The following is a 19,041-nucleotide window of genomic DNA, read 5'->3' on the forward strand; positions in this document are numbered from 1 at the left end:
TATCGAATGCCCGCTGTTAAGCCAAAACCTAACGGACCGCTTTCATTGCAAAGTGTGTTGCGCAATAAACTCATCCGGCTGCCAGCCCTCGCGGCTGACCAGGCGATTGATCTCGCTACGCGGCAGACGCAACGCCAGCAGGATATTGCCCTGCTCATCATGCTCCTCGTGCCGCACCGCCCCCAGGGCAAAGCACTGCGCGCGCAAGCGCCCCATGCTTTGCGGCAAACACAGGGTACCGACGAACAAATCCTCGCCGAGCAACTCGGCCACGGCCTGTTTGAGCAACTCCAGACCACGCCCTTCACGCGCCGAGAGCCAGACGCGCAGCGGCTTACCCTGCTCGTCGCGCTGAATATGCGGCTCAATTCCGTCAAGCAGATCGAGCTTGTTGTACACCTCAAGCATCGGCAGCTCGTGGGCACCAATTTCAGTCAGCACCGCGTGCACCTGCTCGATCTGCTGGTCGCGCTCGGGCTCATGCGCGTCGATCACATGCAGCAGCAGGTCGGAGTTGCTCGACTCCTCGAGAGTGGCGCGAAAGGCCTCCACCAGCTTGTGCGGCAAATGACGGATGAAACCCACGGTATCGGCCAGCACAATCGGCCCCAAGTCATCCAGCTGCAGACGCCGCAGGGTGGGATCGAGCGTGGCGAACAACTGGTCGGCCGCATACACCTCTGAAGTGGTCAGCGCATTGAACAGGGTCGACTTGCCGGCGTTGGTGTAACCCACCAGGGAAACCGCAGGAATCTCGGCCCGACGCCGGCCACGCCTGGCCTGTTCACGCTGGCTGCGTACCTTTTCCAAACGCTGCTTGATCTGGCGGACACGCACACGCAACAGGCGGCGGTCGGTTTCCAGCTGGGTTTCACCCGGACCGCGCAAGCCAATACCACCCTTCTGCCGTTCCAGGTGGGTCCAGCCACGCACCAGCCGGGTACTCATGTGCTCCAGCTGGGCCAGTTCAACCTGCAACTTGCCCTCGTGGGTACGCGCGCGCTGGGCGAAGATATCGAGGATCAGGCCTGTACGATCAAGGACGCGACACTCGAACGCCCGCTCCAGGTTACGTTCCTGACTGGGGCTCAAGGTGTGATTGAAGATGACCAGCTCGGCCTCGGCCTCCTTGACCAGCTGGCTCAGCTCATCGACCTTGCCGCTGCCAATCAGGTACCTGGCGGTGTGCTGCTGGCGCGCCACGCTGACGAAGGACGCGATTTCCGCCCCCGCCGAGCGCGCCAACTCCTGAAACTCCTGAGGGTCTTCGCTCACCTCGGGATTCTGGCCATCCAGATGGACCAGAATGGCCCGCTCACCACCACCCGGGCGTTCGAAGAACAACTCAGCCTCCCGTCAGATATTGCCGGGCTCGGCAGCCTGCTCCTGCTCGGAAGCAGTCGGCAGACGAACCGGACGGCTCGGCACAACGGTGGAAATGGCGTGTTTGTAGACCATTTGGCTGACAGTGTTCTTCAGCAGAATGACAAACTGGTCGAAAGACTCGATCTGGCCCTGCAGCTTGATGCCGTTGACCAGATAGATGGAAACCGGAACGCGCTCCTTACGCAGGGTGTTCAGGTAAGGGTCTTGTAGCGAATGCCCTTTTGACATGTGCCGCACTCCTTAGAGGAAAAACATCATTATTAATTTTAGAAAACAGCAAAAACCGTCGTACCCCCAAGGATAGACGGTAACTGGCGAGGTCTTCAGGCCAATATGGCGACCGACTCCAGGTATTTCAAGGCGCGAGACAAATTGTCGCCGGCCAGGCTGTCCAGCCAGTGCACATCAGACCAACCGCGCAACCAGGTGAACTGGCGTTTGGCCAATTGCCGAGTGGCGATGATGCCACGCTCGGCCATCTCGTCATGCGTCAACCGCCCCTCGAGGTAATCCCACGCCTGGCGATAGCCAACTGCCCTAATAGACGGCAACGCGGCGTGCAAGTCACCTCGCTGACGCAATGCTTCGACTTCTTCGACGAAGCCTTGTTCCAGCATCAGCTGAAAACGCCGTTCAATACGCTCGTGCAGCACCTGGCGATCGAGCGGCGCAATGGCCAGCTGCGCCACAGTATAAGGGAATTGCCCGGCGCCAGGCGCGTCTAGGGCGGCATTTTGCTGCAGCTGACGCAAACGATGCTCGCTCATGCTCAGGCCGCTCACCCGCCAGACCTCCAGCGCGCGGGTCAGCCGCTGCGGATCATTGGGGTGAATGCGCGCCGCAGACTGCGGATCAACCCGCGCCAGCTCAGCATGCACGGCCGCCCAGCCCTGGGCTGCCGCCTGCGCCTCGATCTCGCGGCGCACCTTTTCGTCGGCAGAGGGCATGTCCGCCAGGCCTTCCAGCAACGCCTTGTAATACAGCATGGTGCCGCCCACCAGCAGGGGAATCTTGCCGCGTCCGCTGATCTCGGCCATCGCCGCCAGGGCATCGGCGCGAAACTCCGCGGCGGAATAAGCCTCCAGCGGGTCGCGAATATCGATCAGGCGATGGGGAAACTCGGCCAGTACGCTCTTTTCGGGCTTGGCCGTACCGATGTCCATACCCCGGTAGATCAGCGCCGAATCGACACTGATCAGCTCACACGGCAGACAGCGCGCCAGCTCCAGGGCCAGATCGGTTTTCCCGGCCGCGGTCGGCCCCATGAGAAAGATGGCGGGTGGCAAGGCAGACATGCAGAACTCCCGGCGCGTACGCCTCAACGACCGCGCAGGAACAGCTTGTCCAGATCATCCATGCCCAGCTGGGTCCAGGTCGGGCGACCATGGTTGCACTGACCACTGCGCTCGGTCTGCTCCATGTCGCGCAGCAGGCCATTCATCTCGGGCAAGGTCAGACGGCGATTGGCGCGCACCGCACCATGACAGGCCATGGTCGCCAGCAGCTCATTGAGGTGAGCCTGGATGCGATCGCTGGTGCCGTATTCGAGCAGATCGGCGAGCACGTCGCGTACCAGCTGATTGGCTTCGGCCTGCTTGAGCAATGCCGGAATCTGCCGGATGGCCAGACTTTCCTGCCCCAGACGCTGCAGTTCGAAACCCAGCCGGGTAAACCAGGCGGCATGTTCCTCGGCGCAATCCGCCTCGCGTTCGCTGAGCGCCAGCGACTCGGGCACCAGCAGCGGCTGGCCCTTGAGCCCCTCGCACGCCATGGCGGTTTTCAGGCGCTCGTAGGTGATGCGCTCATGGGCGGCATGCATGTCCACCAGTACCAGGCCAGCAGCATTCTCGGCGAGGATATACACCCCCTTGAGCTGCGCCAGCGCATAGCCGAGCGGCGGAATATCACCCTGTTCGGCAGGCAAGGCGGGCGCCGCGCTGACTGCACCAAGCGGCGCAAAGTACTCACGATAGGCGCCCTGCGCCTCTGAAACCGGCAATGCCGGCTGCGCCCGCGGCGCCTGATAACCGCTCACGGGAAGCCAGCTCGGCTCGACCACTGGCCGCTCCAGCAGATTGGCGGCCAGGCTCATCTCGCCCTGCGGGCCGAATTCGCCAGCCTCAAGCCCCGTGGCTCGAACCACCTGCGGCACAGCCGCCGGGGCCGCCAGCTGATCCTCCGGCCGCACCTCGCCCAACGCGCGATGCAGGGTGCCGTAGAGGAAGTCATGCACCATGCGGCTGTCGCGGAAGCGCACCTCATGCTTGGTCGGATGCACGTTCACATCCACCACCGCCGGATCGATCTCAAGGAACAGCACGAAGGTCGGATGGCGACCGTTGTACAGCACATCGCGGTACGCCTGGCGCACAGCATGGGCAACCAGCTTGTCGCGGACCATGCGCCCGTTGACATAGAAATACTGCAGGTCCGCCTGGCTGCGCGAGAAGGTCGGCAAACCGACCCAACCCCACAGGCGCAGACCATTGCGCTCGATCTCGATGGGTAGCGCCTGCTCAAGGAACGCCGTGCCGCAGACCGCACCCACCCGGCGCGCACGCGCCTGGGCATCATTCGCCTCGTGCAGCGCCAGCACCGACTTGCCGTTGTGGCGCAAATGAAAGGCCACATCGAACCGGGCCAGCGCCAGCTTCTTGATCACATCCTGCAGGTGATCGAACTCGGTCTTCTCGGCGCGCAGGAACTTGCGCCGCGCCGGGGTATTGAAGAACAGATCACGTACTTCCACCGTGGTACCGACCGGGTGCGCCGCCGGCTGCACGCGGGCCTCCATGTCACGGCCTTCGGTTTCCACCTGCCAGGCTTCGCTGGCCTGCGGTGTGCGTGAAGTCAGGGTCAGTCGCGACACCGAGCTGATCGAGGCCAGCGCTTCGCCGCGGAAACCCAGGCTGTTAACGGCCTCCAGATCCTGCAGATCACGGATCTTGCTGGTGGCGTGACGCGCGAGCGCCAACGGCAGGTCATCGGCGGGAATACCACCGCCATCGTCGCGCACCCGCAGCAACTTGATGCCACCCTGCTCGACATCCACGTCGATGCGGGTAGCGCCGGCATCCAGGCAGTTTTCCAGCAGTTCCTTGGCCACCGAGGCGGGTCGCTCGACCACTTCGCCGGCAGCAATCTGGTTCGCCAGCCGCGGACTGAGCAGCTGGATACGACGCAGTTCGGTCATGGCTGAACCGCCAGCGCGGTGGTCGGAATCTGCAGCACCTGACCGGCGCGAATACTGTCACTGCGCAGGCTGTTGGCCGAACGCAGGGAGGACAGGCTGACCTGATAGCGCTGGGCAATCAGCGCCAGACTTTCGCCGGAAGTAACCACATGCTCGCGCGGCCCCATCGGCACCTTGCCCTGATCACGCAGCATGGCGATGTAGGTACCCGGAGGCGGGTTCTGCTGGAAGAACTGCTTGACCCCAGTCGTGATCGAACGGGCCAGCGCCTGCTGATGCGCGGTGCTGTGCAGTTTCTGCGACTCGTTGATATTGGAGATGAAACCGGTCTCCACCAGGATCGACGGGATATCCGGCGACTTCAGCACCATGAAGCCGGCCTGCTCGACCCGGCGCTTGTGCAGCGAAGTCACCCGCCCCATGTTGGAAAGCACCTTCTGCCCTACGTTCAGACTGGAAGACAGTGACGCCGTCATCGACAGGTCCAGCAGCACCCCCGCCAGCATGCGGTCTTTGTCGTCCAGACTGACGTTGCCGGCACCACCGATCAAGTCGGACTGGTTCTCACTGTTGGCCAGCCAGCGCGCGGTTTCCGAGGTGGCTCCACGGTCGGACAGGGCAAACACCGAGGCGCCAAAGGCGCTGCGACTCGGCGCGGCGTCGGCGTGAATCGACACGAACAGATCGGCGCCTTTCTTGCGCGCGATCTCGGTGCGCTTACGCAGCGGTATGAAGTAGTCGCCGGTTCGCACCAGCTCGCCACGGAAACCCTTCTCGCGACTGATCTGGCGCTGCAGTTCCTTGGCAATCGCCAGGGTCACATTCTTCTCGTGCTGACCCTTCGGGCCTAGGGCACCCGGATCCTCACCACCATGTCCAGCATCGATGGCGACCACAATCACGCGCTTGCCGGCAGGCACGGGCGGCAGGTTGGCAGGAGGCGGCGTAATGCTGGCAACCGGCGCTGGAGGCGGCGACACCGCTACCGCGACACCCGGTGCGGTCACTGGCGAGACACTGGCGGGAGACGTGTTCGGGGAGCGGGCCGGTGTATCGTCACCACCCTGGTCGAACAGATCAACTACCAGGCGGTGGCCATACTGCTGATTCGGCGCCAGGGTGAAGCTCTTCGGCGTAACGGGCGCAGACAGGTCGAAAACCATGCGCAGCTCACCCGGCGCCCGCTGTGCCGAGCGAACCGAGGTGATGGGGGTATTGCTCAGCGACAGTTGTTCCAGGGCCGTTTTCAGGTCGGCACCGGACACATCGATCACGATGCGATTGGGCGCAGAAAGAGTAAACAGGCTGTGCTGTACCGGGCCCGACAGGTCGAAGACCAGGCGAGTGTTATCCGGGGCGCGCCACAACCGCACACTGCGTACCTCGGCAGCAGCCCAGGCCTCGACCGTCAGCAGCGCCAGCAACACACCACCGAACAGCGATATCCCGCGCAAGCGCACACCCCACCCCGACGTTCTTATCATGATTCCCCGCTCAAGGCGGCACACCAGGCCTCGCCACGCGCACCATGCGCGCTCAGCGTCAGCAGGCGTCCGTTCTTATGCGGGGCAATGGTAATGTCAAGGTCGGCCTTTGGCAAAACACCCGCACCGCGCTCCGGCCACTCGATCAGACACAGGCAACGCTCCTCGAAGTAGTCGCGAATCCCCATGAACTCCAACTCCTCGGGGTCGACCAGCCGATAAAGGTCGAAGTGGTAGACCATGCCACTGCCCAGGTCATACGGCTCGACCAGGGTAAAGGTCGGGCTCTTCACCGCTCCGATATGCCCCAGCCCACGCAGCAAGCCGCGGGAAAAGGTGGTCTTTCCGGCCCCCAGATCGCCGTGCAGGTAGATCACGCCCTGCCCGCCACTGATTGCCCCCAGGCGCGCGGCCAAGGCCAGCATGGCCTCTTCATCCAGGGCCGGCAGTTTCAGTTCAGACACGGCGCATGCTCCTCAAGCAACTGACGAATGGTCATACACAAATCGCTGGCCGCCAGGCCACGGCCGCCCTGGCCAAGCTGCTCACCGGCGCAGGCATGCAGCCAGACACCGAGACAGGCGGCCTCATAGGCGCTCATGCCCTGAGCCAGCAATGCACCCAGCAAACCACTGAGTACATCGCCAAAACCCGCACCTGCCATGGCTGGATGGCCCCGTTCGCAAAGCGCAAGACGCCCATCCGCGGCGGCCACCAAACTACCGGCGCCCTTGAGCACCACTACAGCGCCGTAACGTCGAGCCAGATCGCGCGCAGCGGCTGGCCGATCGTTCTGCACCTCACGGACCGTGCATCCCAGCAGGCGCGCGGCCTCACCGGGATGTGGGGTAAGGATGCAATTCACAGGCAACGCCTGCGCATCCAGCGCCAGCAGATTGAGCGCATCGGCATCCAGCACCCAGGCGCCAGCCTGCTGCAACGCTGCCGAATATAGACTGCGCCCCCAGGCCTGCTGGCCCAAACCGGGCCCCAGCACCAGCACCGAGGCGGCCGCCAGCAGATCGCCCAACTGATTGGCCGAACGCACACCGCGCGTCATGACTTCCGGCAGGCGCGCCAGCGCCCCAGCCACATGTTCCTCGCGGGTGGCCAGCGAGACCAGGCCGGCGCCGGCGCGTAAGGCCATCTGCGCAGCCAGCAGCACGGCGCCGCCATAGCCACGATCGCCTCCTACCAGCAGCACATGCCCCAACCGCCCCTTGTGCGCAGTCCTGGCTCGCGGCGCCAGACGCGCCACGCTGGCAGCGGCAAGGCGCACGGCACTGATCGGCACCTGCTCGACCACCTGTGCATCAGCCTGCAGATCGGCGAAGCGCAACGTTCCGACCCAATCCGCCGCCTCGCCGGTAAACAGGCCCAGCTTGAGACCGATAAAGGTCACCGTCAGCTCAGCGCGCACAGCCACACCCAGCACCTGCCCGGTATCGGCACAGAGTCCGGACGGGATATCCACCGCCAGCACCGGCAGGCCACTGGCATTGATCTGCTCGATGGCCTGACGGTACTGCCCCCTCACCTCACCTGTCAGGCCAGTGCCAAGCAAAGCATCGACCAGCACACCCGACAGCGCCGACTGCTCAGTCCAGGACTCGATCAGCACGCCCTCTGCCTGCGCCTCGGCAAAGGCCGCCGCAGCATCACCACTGAGCTGCGCCGGCTCCGCCACGGCTAGCACGCGTACCTGCCAGCGGGCACGCTGTGCCAGAGCAGCGATCAGGTAGCCGTCACCAGCATTGTTGCCCCGGCCGGCCAGCACAGTGAGCACACCCGACTCGCCCCAGCGCTGGCGCAGTGCACGCCAGGCCGAATGGGCGGCGCGCTGCATCAGCTCGAAACCGGGCGTTCCGGCGGCAATCAGGCGCGCATCCAGATCGCGCACCTGGGCGGCGCTGTAGAGATTCAGGGGAAGATCGTCACAAGCGGACATGCGTGCCTCGCATCAAGGTCTGGCAGAATTATACCCAGTCCAGCCAGCAGCACCGCCAGCCATGTCCAGCCACTCGCCCGATCTCGATCAGCTCGCCGCCAGCATCAAGCTCTGGGGGCGCGAGCTCGGCTTCCAGCAAGTCGGCATCAGCAGCGTCGACCTGGGCGAGCACGAAGCGCACCTGCAACGCTGGCTCGATGCCGGCTACCAGGGCGAGATGGACTACATGGCCAGCCATGGCAGCAAGCGCTCACACCCGGACGAACTGGTGCCCGGCACTCTGCGGGTGATATCCCTGCGCATGGACTACCTGCCCGGCGACACGCGCATGGCCGAGCAACTGGCCAGCCCGGAAAAGGCCTACGTCTCGCGCTATGCACTGGGGCGTGACTACCACAAGCTGATCCGCAAGCGCCTGCAACAGCTGGCCGAACGCGTGCAGCAGTCCATCGGCCCGTTCGGCTACCGCGCCTTCGTCGACAGCGCGCCGGTGCTGGAAAAGGCTGTAGCTGAACAGGCCGGGCTTGGCTGGATTGGCAAGAACACCTTGGTGATCAACCGCAAGGCCGGTAGCTGGTTCTTCCTCGGCGAACTGTTCGTCGACCTGCCGCTGCCGGTTGATACACCACAGGCAAGCGAGCACTGCGGGCGCTGCAGCGCCTGCCTGGACATCTGCCCTACCAAAGCCTTCGTTGCCCCTTACGTGTTGGACGCAAGGCGCTGCATTTCCTACCTGACCATCGAGCTGAAGGGCGCGATCCCCGAAGAGCTTCGCCCGCTGATCGGCAACCGCGTGTTCGGTTGCGACGACTGCCAGATCGTCTGCCCGTGGAACCGCTTTGCCCGTCCCAGCGAACAGGGCGACTTCCAGCCCCGCCACCAGCTGGACAGTGCAGAGCTGGCCAGCCTGTTCCGCTGGAGCGAAGAGGAATTTCTCAGCCGCACCGAAGGCTCGCCGCTGCGGCGCGCCGGCTATGAACGCTGGCTGCGCAACCTGGCAGTCGGCCTGGGCAACGCGCCCGGCAGCATTGCGGTCATCGAAGCGCTGGAGCTGCGCCGCGAGCACCCGTCCGAGCTGGTCCGCGAGCATGTGCACTGGGCCCTGAGCCGGCACGGGCGTTGAGCCGGGCAAACAAAAGCCCGCACCAGGCGGTGCTTTGATCAGTCTCAGACTTAGACTTTCAGCAGGTGCTGCCGGTAGTGGCGAAGCTCGGCGATCGACTCGCGGATATCGTCCAGTGCCTGGTGCGTGCCCTTCTTCTGGAAGCTTTCCTTGACCTGCGGCGCCCAGCGCTCGGCGAGAATCTTCAGGGTCGAGACATCCAGGTAGCGGTAATGGAAGAAGGCTTCCAGCTGCGGCATATGCCGGTAGAGGAAGCGGCGGTCCTGACCAATGCTGTTGCCGCAGATCGGCGACTTGCCGGCCGGCACCCACTGCTCCAGAAAGGCGATGGTCATCGCTTCGGCCTGAGCAGTGCTGATGGTGCTTTCGCGCACACGCTGGGTCAGACCGCTCTCACCATGGGTGCGGGTGTTCCACTCATCCATGCCGGCCAGCACGGCATCGCCATGATGCACGGCCATCACCGGCCCTTCGGCCAGTACGTTGAGGTCGCTGTCGGTGACAATGGTGGCGATCTCGATGATCACGTCGTTGTCCGGATCCAGACCGGTCATTTCCAGGTCGATCCAGATCAGGTTCTGGGCATTCTGCATGGGGCTCACTCCTCGTATCAGGCGCTCAGTTTAACAGCCGCTCAGCGCTGCCAGAGCAGCAAACGCGAACGGCGCCAGTCATGCAGCTCAATCACCCGCTGCGCCGGCACATCGGGAATGGCGAAGGTGTTGCTGATCAGGCAACTGCCGGGGCGCATTTCCGCCTGCACCTTCTGCCACAAACGCGGCATCGGCGCCGGCGACAGGAAGCAATACGCCACATCGTAGTCGCCGAGCCGCTCATCCCACAGGCTGCGGTAATACACCCGGCAATTGGCCCGCCCCAGGCACCGCAGCCAGGCAAGCACAAATACCAGCGGCGCCGTTTCGACGCCGACGAACTGCCCCTGTGGATAGCGCTCGGCGAGACGACAGAGCGTGCCGGCCAGACCGCAACCCAGATCGACCAGGCGCAAGGTCGGCGGCAGGTCAGCCAGCAACCCCTGCAGCTTGCGCTCGGTGCGGCGCCCGGTGAGATATAGAGGAACGCGCTCACCCAGGCTGTTCCAATTGAGCAGCAGCACCAGCAACAGGGCCGCCAGCAGCCAGCCGGGCGCCACCTGCCAGTGCGCCGCCAGCCACAAGCCGGGCACGAAAAGCAGATGAATCAGCCACCACCAGCTCGCCTGCCCGCAGCGCCAGCTGAGCAGTGCCGACATAGCCGCCTGCAAGCCAACCAGCACCACTAGAGGCACTGCCCAGCCAGCCAGCAACAAGCCTCGATGCAGCAGCAGCACCGCACACAGCGCCAGTAGCTGCAGCAGCAGCGCCAGCAGGCCCGGGCGCCTCCCCATACGCTGTAGAAAAGACTCGGTCATGGCCGTCCTCGCATCAGATCGCAGCAGTGTAACCAAGCCGGGCGCGGCTGAAAGCCTGAGGCAGAGATGCCCATGCTAAACTCGCGGCGACTTCATACCCGGGACCATCATGGCCAAACGTCACCTCAGCCGTCGGCAAAACTGGCGCATCGAGAAAATCCAGGAAGAACGCGCTGCCCGCGCCGCCAAGCGCGAGTCACGCATGCTGGACGAACTGGAAGGCGGCGACCTCGGCCCCGAGCAGACCGGTCTGGTGATTGCTCACTTCGGCGTACAGGTCGAGGTCGAGGCTCTGGATGGCGAACAGAGCGGCGGCGTCTTCCGCTGTCACCTGCGCGCCAACCTGCCCCCCCTGGTGACCGGCGATCGCGTGGTATGGCGTTCGGGCAACCAGGGCCACGGCGTGATCGTCGCCCAGTTGCCCCGTCACTCCGAACTGTGCCGCCCGGACAGCCGTGGCCAGCTCAAGCCAGTGGCGGCCAACGTCGATCAGATCATCATCGTCTTCGCGCCACTGCCCGAACCGCATGCCAACCTGATCGACCGCTACCTGATCGCGGCCGAGCACGCGGGTATCCGCCCGTTGCTGCTACTCAACAAGGCCGACCTGATCGATGAGCAGAACAGCGTATTTCTCGACAGTCTGCTGAGCACCTACCGCCAGTTGGACTACTCGCTGCTGGAAGTCTCCGCCCACGACGGCACAGCCATGAATCAACTGGCCGACCGCCTGGACGGGCGCATCAGCGTGTTTGTCGGTCAATCCGGGGTGGGCAAGTCATCGCTGATCAACAGTCTGCTGCCGGGAGTCGATACCCGTGTCGGCGCGCTGTCCGAGGTGACCGGCAAGGGCACCCACACAACGACCACGGCGCGTCTGTTCCACTTCCCGCGCGGCGGCGATCTGATCGACTCCCCCGGCATCCGCGAATTCGGCCTCGGTCATGTCAGTCGCAGCGACGTGGAAGACGGCTTCATCGAGTTTCGCGAGCTGTTCGGCCATTGCCGCTTCCGCGACTGCAAGCACGACCGCGAGCCCGGCTGCGCACTGCTGCAGGCGCTGGAAGATGGACGCATCCAGCCACAGCGCATGGCCAGCTACCGGCACATTCTGGCGAGCCTGCCGGAAACGGAATACTGAAACATGGGGTAGGGGCTGCCGCAGGGCGCCCCCTCTGAGAAAAGACTGACGCCCGCTACTCGCTCGGTTGATCGAACTGCAGGGCGCCGTCCTCGAATACATTGAGTTTTTCCTGCACATCGCCGGCGCCCAACGGCTCGCCGGGCGCCGGGCTGGCAGCCGGACCAGCGTCACCCGCTGGTGCCTCACCAGCAGGCACCGCCGGATCGATAGTCTCCGTCTCCTGACCGTCCTGCCCTTCCAGACGGCGCTGCGCCTTTTTGGTCAGCACGATGATGTCGATGCGTCGATTGACCGGATTGAACGGATCCTCGCGATCAAAGAGCGCCGATGAGGCATAACCGACCACGCGGGCGATCTGCGTGTCCGGCAGGCCACCGAAGACCAGCACACGGCGCGCGGCATTGGCCCGATTGGCCGACAGCTCCCAGTTGGTGAACTCGGCCCCCTCGGCAAAGGGCTTGGCATCGGTGTGTCCGCTGACGCTGACATTATTGGGCACGGCCTTGATCACCTCGGACATGGCCAGCAGGATGTCCTCGAAATAAGGCTCCAGCTGCGCACTGCCCAAACGGAACATGGGACGATTCTCGGCATCCATGATCTGGATGCGCAGGCCATCCTGGGTGATCTCGAACAGAATCTGATCCTTGAACTTCTTCAGCTCCTGGTTCTCTTCGACCTTGTTCTGCAGTTCCTGCAGCAGCATTTCCAGGCGCTCGCGCTCGACCTTCTCGGCCACACTCTCAGCCAGCTCCTCGTCGATCTTGCCCTCGCCTTTCTGCCCCTCGTCCGACTTTGGGTTGTTGTGAATCTCGTCCGAGCTGGGCTGGCCCTGGATCTCCGGATTGAGGGTGCGATCAGGTGCCACCGTGGGAGTGCCGCCCAGGTCGATGACATAGGGGCTGGCACTTTCGGTAAAGCCGATCGGGTCCTGGAAGTAGCCGGAGATGGCCTTCTTCTGTTCGGGCGTGGCCGAAGACATCAGCCACATCACCAGGAAGAAGGCCATCATCGCCGTGGCAAAGTCGGCAAAAGCAATCTTCCAGGCGCCGCCGTGGTGACCGGCAGCACTCTTCTTGACCCGTTTAACGATGATGGGCTGATTGTTTTCCATGAGTCAGCCTTAGCCGCCGCGCATCGCCTGTTCCAGCTCGCTGAAGCTCGGGCGGTGTGCAGGCAGCAACACCTTGCGCCCAAACTCCACAGCCAGGGTCGGCGGCATACCCGATGCAGAAGCCACAAGGGTGGCCTTGATTGCTGCATACAGGTTCATTTCTTCCTTGGCATCGTGTTCCAGTGCGGCCGACAGCGGCGCAAAGAAGCCATAGGAAGCGAGAATCCCGAGGAAGGTCCCGACCAGGGCGGTACCGACCTTTTCACCGATCTGCGCGTTACTGGCCGAGGCCAGAATCGACATGGTGATCACGATCCCCAGCACCGCCGCCACGATACCCATGGCCGGCATACCGTCGGCCACCTTGGCCACCGCATGGGCAGGATGCTCCAGCTCCTCCTTGAGGCTCTCCAATTCCTGATCGAACAGGCCCTCAAGCTCGTGCGGCGCCATGTTGCCGGAGGACATGATGCGCAGATAGTCGCAGACAAAGGCGGTCATGTGCGCATCGGCCAGTACGGTCGGGTACTTGCTGAAAATCGGACTGGAACTCGGCTCCTCGACGTCGGCCTCGATGGCCATCATGCCTTCACGGCGACTCTTGTTGAGAATCTCGTAAAGCATCTTCAGCACATCAAGGTAAAAGCTGTGAGTGAAGCGGGTGCTGAACATCTTCAGCGACTTCTTGAACACATGCATGAAGGTGCTGCCAGGGTTGGCCTGGAGGAATGCACCCAGCGCGGCGCCACCGATGATCATCACCTCGAACGGGTGAATCAGGGCCATGAACTTGCCGCCCGAGAGGATAAACCCACCCAGAACACTGCCGAACACCACAATGATGCCGATGATTTTTGCCATAGGAATAAAGCTTTTCGAGGCTGACGAAGGGGCCAGGAAAGATGACCCTTCTATTTATCGGAAGATATGAGCCAGACTATAGCCACTTAGGGCGAAAAGCCAGTCAGGCTCAATCCGCATGACCGCCAACACATCCGCTCCACGCACCCTCGACCAATGGCTCAAGCAGCTGGAGCGAGTCCGCCTGCCCGTCACGACGCAGAGTCGCGATCTGGTACTGCACACTGTGCTGGACAGCCGGCGCTCGCTGCGCGACATCGCCGAGCGCCTGCAGGATTGCCCCGCGGCGGCACTGGCCGTGATGCGTGAAGCCAATCGTAGCGCCAGCAGCCTGGGCGAGCCCGCGGCCACACTGGAGACGGCGCTCAACCGCATCGGTCTGAAAAACACCGAAGAACTGCTGCGGCGCCTGCCTGTTCTTGAGGAAAGCGCCATCCCCCAGCCACTGCGCCAGCTGCAGCTGATCAGTCAGCACGCCGAGCAGCAAGCCAGCGGTCTGTTCGGCGCCCGTTTGGCACGCCTGTGGCAGGAGATCAACAGCGGTGCCCTTCTGCTGCTCGCCCCGCTCTGGCCGCTGGCGGCCAGCCAGCCACTTGTGCTGCAGGAATGGACGCGCCGGGTGCTCTGCGAGGGCGAGCCTGGCCTCGCAGTGGAACGCGAGCTGCTCGGTGTGCCGCTGCTGAAAATCTGCCTGCAGCTGGCCGAGCAATGGCGACTGCCGAGCTGGATTATCCACTGCTACCAGCTGCTACTGAATGATCGCCGCCTGCTGGTCAAAGCCCTGCACATTGCCCGCGACAACGAGCACCCGCTGCATCAGCAACAGATTCTGGATGGCGACGAACCGCTGCGGCGCTGGCTGACCCGCCCGGAAAACAGCATTCTGCTGGCCAATGGTCTGGCCCTGTCGGCGCATATTGCCTGGGAAGGCCAGCACAGCTTGCGCTGGCAACGCCTGAGCGGACTTTATCTGCATACCGCACTGGGTGAACTGCAGGGACAGATCCACCAGCAGGCCGCCAGCAGCGCCCGTCGCCACGCCCATGCTGGCCTCTGGCATCCCGCCGAGGCACTGATCTGGCCCTGGGCCGAGCGACGCTGGAAACCTCTGAACAAGGCAGCTGCCATTGCGGCACCCGTCACGCCGACTGGTGTGCTGGCATGGCGGCAGGCCTGCAGCGAGCTACTCAAGGACCCCACGCCCTTCGCCAATGTGCTGCAACTGACCCAATGCGCCCGTGACGCCCTGCAGCACTGCGGCATGCAGCGTGTTCTGCTGCTGCTCACCGACCGCCAGCACACTCGCCTGCAAGCCCAGCAGAGCCACGGCCTGCCCGCCGAAGCCGGCAAGCTGGTACTCGACCCGCAGCAGAGTCAGGTGCTGCGCCGCCTGCTCAGCCAGCCTGGGCAGTTGCGACTGTCGCCGGATAACATGGCGCAATTTTCGGCACTGCTGCCCGGCAGCCTGAAGAGCCTGTTCATCGGCCAGCACCTGATCCTGCGCTCGATCGCCAACCAGGGGCATGTAGCCATGCTGCTGGTGGTCGACCAGCATGGCGCACCATTCAACGAAACCCAGCTGCAGGCTTTCGGCAAAACCGTGCAATGCATCGAGCGCGCCCTGGGCAGCTTCGCCCGCCGCGGCCGCTGAGCTTTCCGCTACAATCGCACTTTTTGCCGCCCCGGAAAGCCATCATGTCCGCGTTCGCCTCTCTGCCCCTGCTGATCGAGCCCGCCGAACTGGCCAGCCGTCTGGATGCCGACGAGCTGATCCTGGTCGACCTGAGCACTACCGCGCGCTATGCCGAAGGCCATATCGCCGGCGCGCGCTGGGTCGACAGCAAGCGCACCCAGCTTGGCCAACCACCGGCACCCGGCCTGCTGCCGCCAGTGCAGCAGCTGGAAAACCTGTTTGCCGAGCTGGGCCATCATCCGGAAGCGGTCTACGTGGTCTATGACGACGAAGGTGGCGGCTGGGCCGGGCGCTTCATCTGGCTGCTCGACGTAATCGGCCACCAGCGCTACCACTTCCTCAACGGCGGACTACAGGCCTGGCTTGCCGACGGTCTGCCGGTCACCCAGGAAGTTCCGGCGGCAGCCGCCGCACAGTCGCTGCAACTGATCATTCACGATGCTCCGACCGCCAGCCGCGACTACCTGCAGAGCAGACTCGGAGCCAACGATCTGGCCATCTGGGACGCCCGCAGTCCCGCCGAGTTCAGCGGCGAAAAGGTGCTGGCAGCACGAGGCGGCCACATCCCAGGCGCCATCAACTTCGAATGGACAGCCGGCATGGATTCTCAGCGCGGCCTGCGCATCCGCAGCGATATGGCACAAGTGCTGCGAGATCTGGGCATAACGCCGGACAAGGAAATCATCACCCACTGCCAGACCCATCGCCGCTCCGGGTTCACCTACGTGGCGGCCAAGGCGCTGGGCTATCCGCGGGTCAAGGCCTACGCCGGCTCATGGTCGGAGTGGGGCAACCTGACGGACACACCGATCGAATCCTGAGCCGCAAAACGGCCCAACATCCTCTTCAAGGAAGCACCATGAAACAGCGCCTGTTCATCCTCAGCCAGTACCTGCTGCCCCATCACCTGCTGTCGCGCCTGATCGGCTGCGCCGCCGAGTGCAGCGCCCCCTGGTTCAAAAGCCGCCTGATCGCTTGGTTCGCCCGCCGCTATCAGGTCGACATGCGCGAGGCAGCCGTGGAAGACCTGAACGCTTACGAGCACTTCAACGCCTTCTTCACCCGCGCCCTCAAAGAGGGCGCCCGACCATTGGACGCCACCCCAGGCGCCATTCTCTGCCCGGCCGACGGCGCCATTAGCCAGTTGGGCAAGGTCGAACACGGTCGCATCTTCCAGGCGAAGGGCCACAGCTACAGCGTGCTGGAGCTGCTCGGTGGCGATGCCGAGCGCGCCGCGCCGTTCATGGGCGGCGACTTCGCCACCGTTTACCTGTCGCCCAAGGACTACCACCGCGTGCACATGCCGCTGGCCGGCACACTCAAGGAGATGGTTTATGTGCCGGGTCGCCTGTTCTCGGTCAACCAGACCACGGCCGAAAGCGTTCCCGAGCTGTTCGCTCGCAACGAACGCGTGGTCTGCCTGTTCGACACCGAGCGCGGGCCGATGGCCGTGGTTCTGGTCGGCGCCATGATCGTAGCCAGCATCGAAACCGTCTGGGCCGGCCTGGTCACTCCACCACGCCGAGAGTTGAAAAGCGTGCGCTATGACCAGCCGCAAGGCCCGATTCAGCTGGATAAAGGCGCCGAAATCGGCCGTTTCAAGCTTGGCTCCACCGCCATCGTGCTGTTCGGGCCGGAGCAGGTACAGTGGGCCGCCAGCCTGGGAGAAGCCAGTCCTGTGCGCATGGGTCAGCAACTGGCCCTGCCCCGCTGACGCCCCGACGCCCTGCATCATCCAGACAGGTGCAGGGCGGCCACCGAACTGATCAAGCGTTCGGGCTGCCAGCAGCCCCGGATACTGCTAGAGTTGCCTGAAAAGACAGGCGTTTAGCCGGCGCCGCGGAGCACTCGATCGACATGGAAAGAACCAGTCCACATCAGCAGTTGCGCGTCCCCACGCCCAATCAGCACAGCCTGACCTTCTGTGAGGCATCGCCGCGCGACCTGAAGCGCTGGCTGGGCAACCTGCCCAAGGCAAACTTGGGTGAAATGGCTCGCCAGCTCTATCACTGCCTGGTGGAACTGAACCAACTGATCACCTCGACGGAAAACCGCCTGCAACTGCTCGAACTGTTGCGGCCCGAGGTGTATTTCGTCTGCAAGCATCTGGAAAAGCACTTCCTCAACCAGGCCATTGTCCTGGATGAGCGTCCACGCAAGGTGGCCAACCTCTGCCAGGCCCTGCAGAACCACCTGGCCATCGGCTACAAGCTGATCGTCACCCAGGAAGCCCAACCATTTATTCGCGAGCGAGGGCAGATCATGGCCCTGGCCATCCAGCGCGCCATGCACAGCATGTTCGGCCCGCTGGTGCGTGCCTCCCAGCTGTACTGCCCAATGCCAGAAGGGCTGTGGCTGGAGCTGCACCAGCTGTATCGCCTGGCCACGCAGCTCAACCTGCACCAGCAACAGGTCCGTGAGCCCCAGGCGCGCCACCGTGACAGCCTGAGCCCCGAACAGACCTACATCCAGACCCTGATGCTCGGTTGCGCTCGCAGCAATCAGATGCGTCAGTCCGGCATCGCCCGCGTAGCCGAAGCCCTGGAGCAATGGAGCGATCTGGTCAGCCTGCAAAGCGCCGAACTGGACAGCAGCCTGTTTGCCTTTTCCAGCGCAGTAGACGGCCCGCCGCGCTACAAGACCCTGTTCCCCAGTGCCAGCCTGAACAGCCTGGTAGGGCTTGACCCGCGCCGGCTGATCAATGGCATTGCCAAGTATCTGGCGGCGACCCCGCAGGAGCGCGAGAGCCTGTCCCTGCCGGTACCCGAAGGCCTGCATCTGGACCTTCTGCAGCACCTGCAGTCGGCCTGGGGGGATATCGCCGAACGCACCTTCCAGCGCAACCCGGCCTCCGGCAGCCTGACCCTGTGCATCGGCATGAGCCCGTTGCACTTCTTCCTCTCCGGCGAAAAACCCTTCAATGACACCCTCAAACTGCATGTTGCCACCCCCGCCAAGCCGGTAGTTGCGGCAACGCCGACACGCGATGTCTGGGCCAATGCCTTCGATGCCGAACGCATCAGCCATTGGGAACAGGGTATCGAGAGCGAGGAAATTCAGTTTCACCTGCCCCAGCAGCGCAACGAGAGTCAGCCCGAGCCCAGCGCGGCCGACAACAGCACAGAGCGTCCGCAGACCTTCCAGCTGCCCATCGTCAACCTCAGCCCTGGCGGTTACTGCCTGAGCTGGCCACGCGAGGTGCCCGGGCAACTACAGGCGGGAGAGATTCTCGGCCTGCAGGATGATCCGCAGAGCAGTTGGAGCGTGGCCGTGGTGCGCTGGATCCGTCAGGTCAAGGGTGGCGGCACGCAGATGGGCATCGAACTGATAGCACCACAGGCCCAGCCCTGCGCCGTACAGCTGCTGCGCAAGGCCGAGCAGCCGAGCCAATACCTGCGCGCCCTGCTGCTACCGGAAATTGCCGTGATTTCTCAGCCCGCCAGCCTGATCACCGCCCGCCTGCCGTTCCAGGAAGGCAACAAGGTGCATATCAACAGCGGCGGTGAAGAACGACGCGCTTTATTGACTAGGCGCAAGACCAGCACCGGCAGTTTCAATCAATTTGAATACCGCCTGCTTGATCAGCCCGCCCGCGAGAACACAACTCCGGTCACAGGCTCGTCAGGCCTGACGGTTGGGACCTCGGAAGATTTTGACTCCCTCTGGAAGTCGCTGTAGATTGCG

Annotated in this window: 17 protein-coding genes; 6 read left to right on the plus strand and 11 right to left on the minus strand. The window is 63.7% G+C overall.

The window, feature by feature from the left end:
• Window positions 1-42 precede the first annotated feature (42 nt).
• From hflX to HNP49_RS01520, 7 genes are all read right to left on the minus strand, one after another.
• The gene (hflX, locus tag HNP49_RS01490; protein WP_184680004.1) at window positions 43-1,344 is read right to left on the minus strand and encodes a ribosome rescue GTPase HflX; all 1,302 of its coding nucleotides are present in this window, start codon (window positions 1,342-1,344) and stop codon (window positions 43-45) included.
• A 12-nt stretch (window positions 1,345-1,356) separates the two neighbouring features.
• Complete coding sequence (gene hfq / locus HNP49_RS01495; protein WP_095938353.1) at window positions 1,357-1,614, minus strand: RNA chaperone Hfq; 258 nt, start codon at window positions 1,612-1,614, stop codon at window positions 1,357-1,359.
• A 95-nt stretch (window positions 1,615-1,709) separates the two neighbouring features.
• Window positions 1,710-2,681, minus strand: a complete 972-nt coding sequence (gene miaA, locus HNP49_RS01500) for a tRNA (adenosine(37)-N6)-dimethylallyltransferase MiaA (protein ID WP_184680006.1) — start codon at window positions 2,679-2,681, stop codon at window positions 1,710-1,712.
• Window positions 2,682-2,704: 23 nt separating this feature from the next.
• The gene (gene mutL, locus HNP49_RS01505) at window positions 2,705-4,579 is read right to left on the minus strand and encodes a DNA mismatch repair endonuclease MutL (RefSeq protein WP_184680007.1); all 1,875 of its coding nucleotides are present in this window, start codon (window positions 4,577-4,579) and stop codon (window positions 2,705-2,707) included.
• Complete coding sequence (locus tag HNP49_RS01510) at window positions 4,576-6,063, minus strand: N-acetylmuramoyl-L-alanine amidase (protein WP_184680009.1); 1,488 nt, start codon at window positions 6,061-6,063, stop codon at window positions 4,576-4,578. Before HNP49_RS01510 ends, mutL begins: the two co-directional genes overlap by 4 nt.
• Entirely contained in the window at window positions 6,060-6,527 is a 468-nt protein-coding gene (gene tsaE, locus HNP49_RS01515) for a tRNA (adenosine(37)-N6)-threonylcarbamoyltransferase complex ATPase subunit type 1 TsaE (protein WP_184680019.1), read from the minus strand. The genes HNP49_RS01510 and tsaE overlap by 4 nt, the downstream gene beginning before the upstream one ends.
• Window positions 6,515-8,011 carry an NAD(P)H-hydrate dehydratase gene (locus tag HNP49_RS01520; RefSeq protein ID WP_184680021.1) on the minus strand — a complete coding sequence of 499 codons (1,497 nt, stop codon included), beginning with the start codon at window positions 8,009-8,011 and terminating at the stop codon, window positions 6,515-6,517. The genes tsaE and HNP49_RS01520 overlap by 13 nt, the downstream gene beginning before the upstream one ends.
• Before the next feature lie 61 nt (window positions 8,012-8,072).
• Here HNP49_RS01520 and queG point away from each other — a divergent pair, with 61 nt between their 5' ends.
• Complete coding sequence (gene queG, locus HNP49_RS01525) at window positions 8,073-9,134, plus strand: tRNA epoxyqueuosine(34) reductase QueG (RefSeq protein WP_184680023.1); 1,062 nt, start codon at window positions 8,073-8,075, stop codon at window positions 9,132-9,134.
• A gap of 50 nt (window positions 9,135-9,184) precedes the next feature.
• On the opposite strand, the gene orn is transcribed toward queG, so the two are convergent.
• Window positions 9,185-9,727 carry an oligoribonuclease gene (gene orn, locus HNP49_RS01530; RefSeq protein WP_095938346.1) on the minus strand — a complete coding sequence of 181 codons (543 nt, stop codon included), beginning with the start codon at window positions 9,725-9,727 and terminating at the stop codon, window positions 9,185-9,187.
• A 41-nt stretch (window positions 9,728-9,768) separates the two neighbouring features.
• Window positions 9,769-10,545, minus strand: coding sequence for a class I SAM-dependent methyltransferase (locus HNP49_RS01535; RefSeq protein ID WP_184680025.1), 777 nt, complete (start codon window positions 10,543-10,545; stop codon window positions 9,769-9,771).
• Between the two features lie 109 nt (window positions 10,546-10,654).
• Between HNP49_RS01535 and rsgA the strand changes: the two genes are divergently transcribed.
• Entirely contained in the window at window positions 10,655-11,686 is a 1,032-nt protein-coding gene (gene rsgA, locus HNP49_RS01540; RefSeq protein ID WP_184680027.1) for a small ribosomal subunit biogenesis GTPase RsgA, read from the plus strand.
• Between the two features lie 55 nt (window positions 11,687-11,741).
• On the opposite strand, the gene motB is transcribed toward rsgA, so the two are convergent.
• Together motB and motA are read right to left on the minus strand one after the other, a co-directional pair.
• The gene (gene motB / locus HNP49_RS01545; RefSeq protein WP_184680030.1) at window positions 11,742-12,803 is read right to left on the minus strand and encodes a flagellar motor protein MotB; all 1,062 of its coding nucleotides are present in this window, start codon (window positions 12,801-12,803) and stop codon (window positions 11,742-11,744) included.
• A gap of 9 nt (window positions 12,804-12,812) precedes the next feature.
• Window positions 12,813-13,664, minus strand: a complete 852-nt coding sequence (gene motA / locus HNP49_RS01550; protein ID WP_184680032.1) for a flagellar motor stator protein MotA — start codon at window positions 13,662-13,664, stop codon at window positions 12,813-12,815.
• A 118-nt stretch (window positions 13,665-13,782) separates the two neighbouring features.
• Between motA and HNP49_RS01555 the strand changes: the two genes are divergently transcribed.
• The 4 genes from HNP49_RS01555 (at window position 13,783) to HNP49_RS01570 (ending at window position 19,035) form a co-directional block, all read left to right on the plus strand.
• A complete protein-coding gene (locus HNP49_RS01555) occupies window positions 13,783-15,315 on the plus strand; it encodes an HDOD domain-containing protein (RefSeq protein ID WP_184680034.1) in 1,533 nt (510 codons plus the stop codon).
• Window positions 15,316-15,359: 44 nt separating this feature from the next.
• On the plus strand, window positions 15,360-16,178 hold the full coding sequence (locus HNP49_RS01560; protein WP_184680036.1) for a rhodanese-like domain-containing protein: 819 nt from the start codon (window positions 15,360-15,362) through the stop codon (window positions 16,176-16,178).
• 38 nt (window positions 16,179-16,216) lie between these two features.
• Entirely contained in the window at window positions 16,217-17,071 is an 855-nt protein-coding gene (gene asd / locus HNP49_RS01565; RefSeq protein ID WP_184680038.1) for an archaetidylserine decarboxylase, read from the plus strand.
• A 143-nt stretch (window positions 17,072-17,214) separates the two neighbouring features.
• Window positions 17,215-19,035: a molecular chaperone gene (locus HNP49_RS01570; RefSeq protein WP_184680039.1), complete on the plus strand. Its 1,821-nt coding sequence runs from the start codon at window positions 17,215-17,217 to the stop codon at window positions 19,033-19,035.
• Window positions 19,036-19,041: the final 6 nt, after the last annotated feature.

Origin of the sequence: Pseudomonas fluvialis, from assembly GCF_014207935.1 — a bacterium.
Taxonomy (GTDB): Bacteria; Pseudomonadota; Gammaproteobacteria; order Pseudomonadales; family Pseudomonadaceae; genus Aquipseudomonas; species Aquipseudomonas fluvialis_A.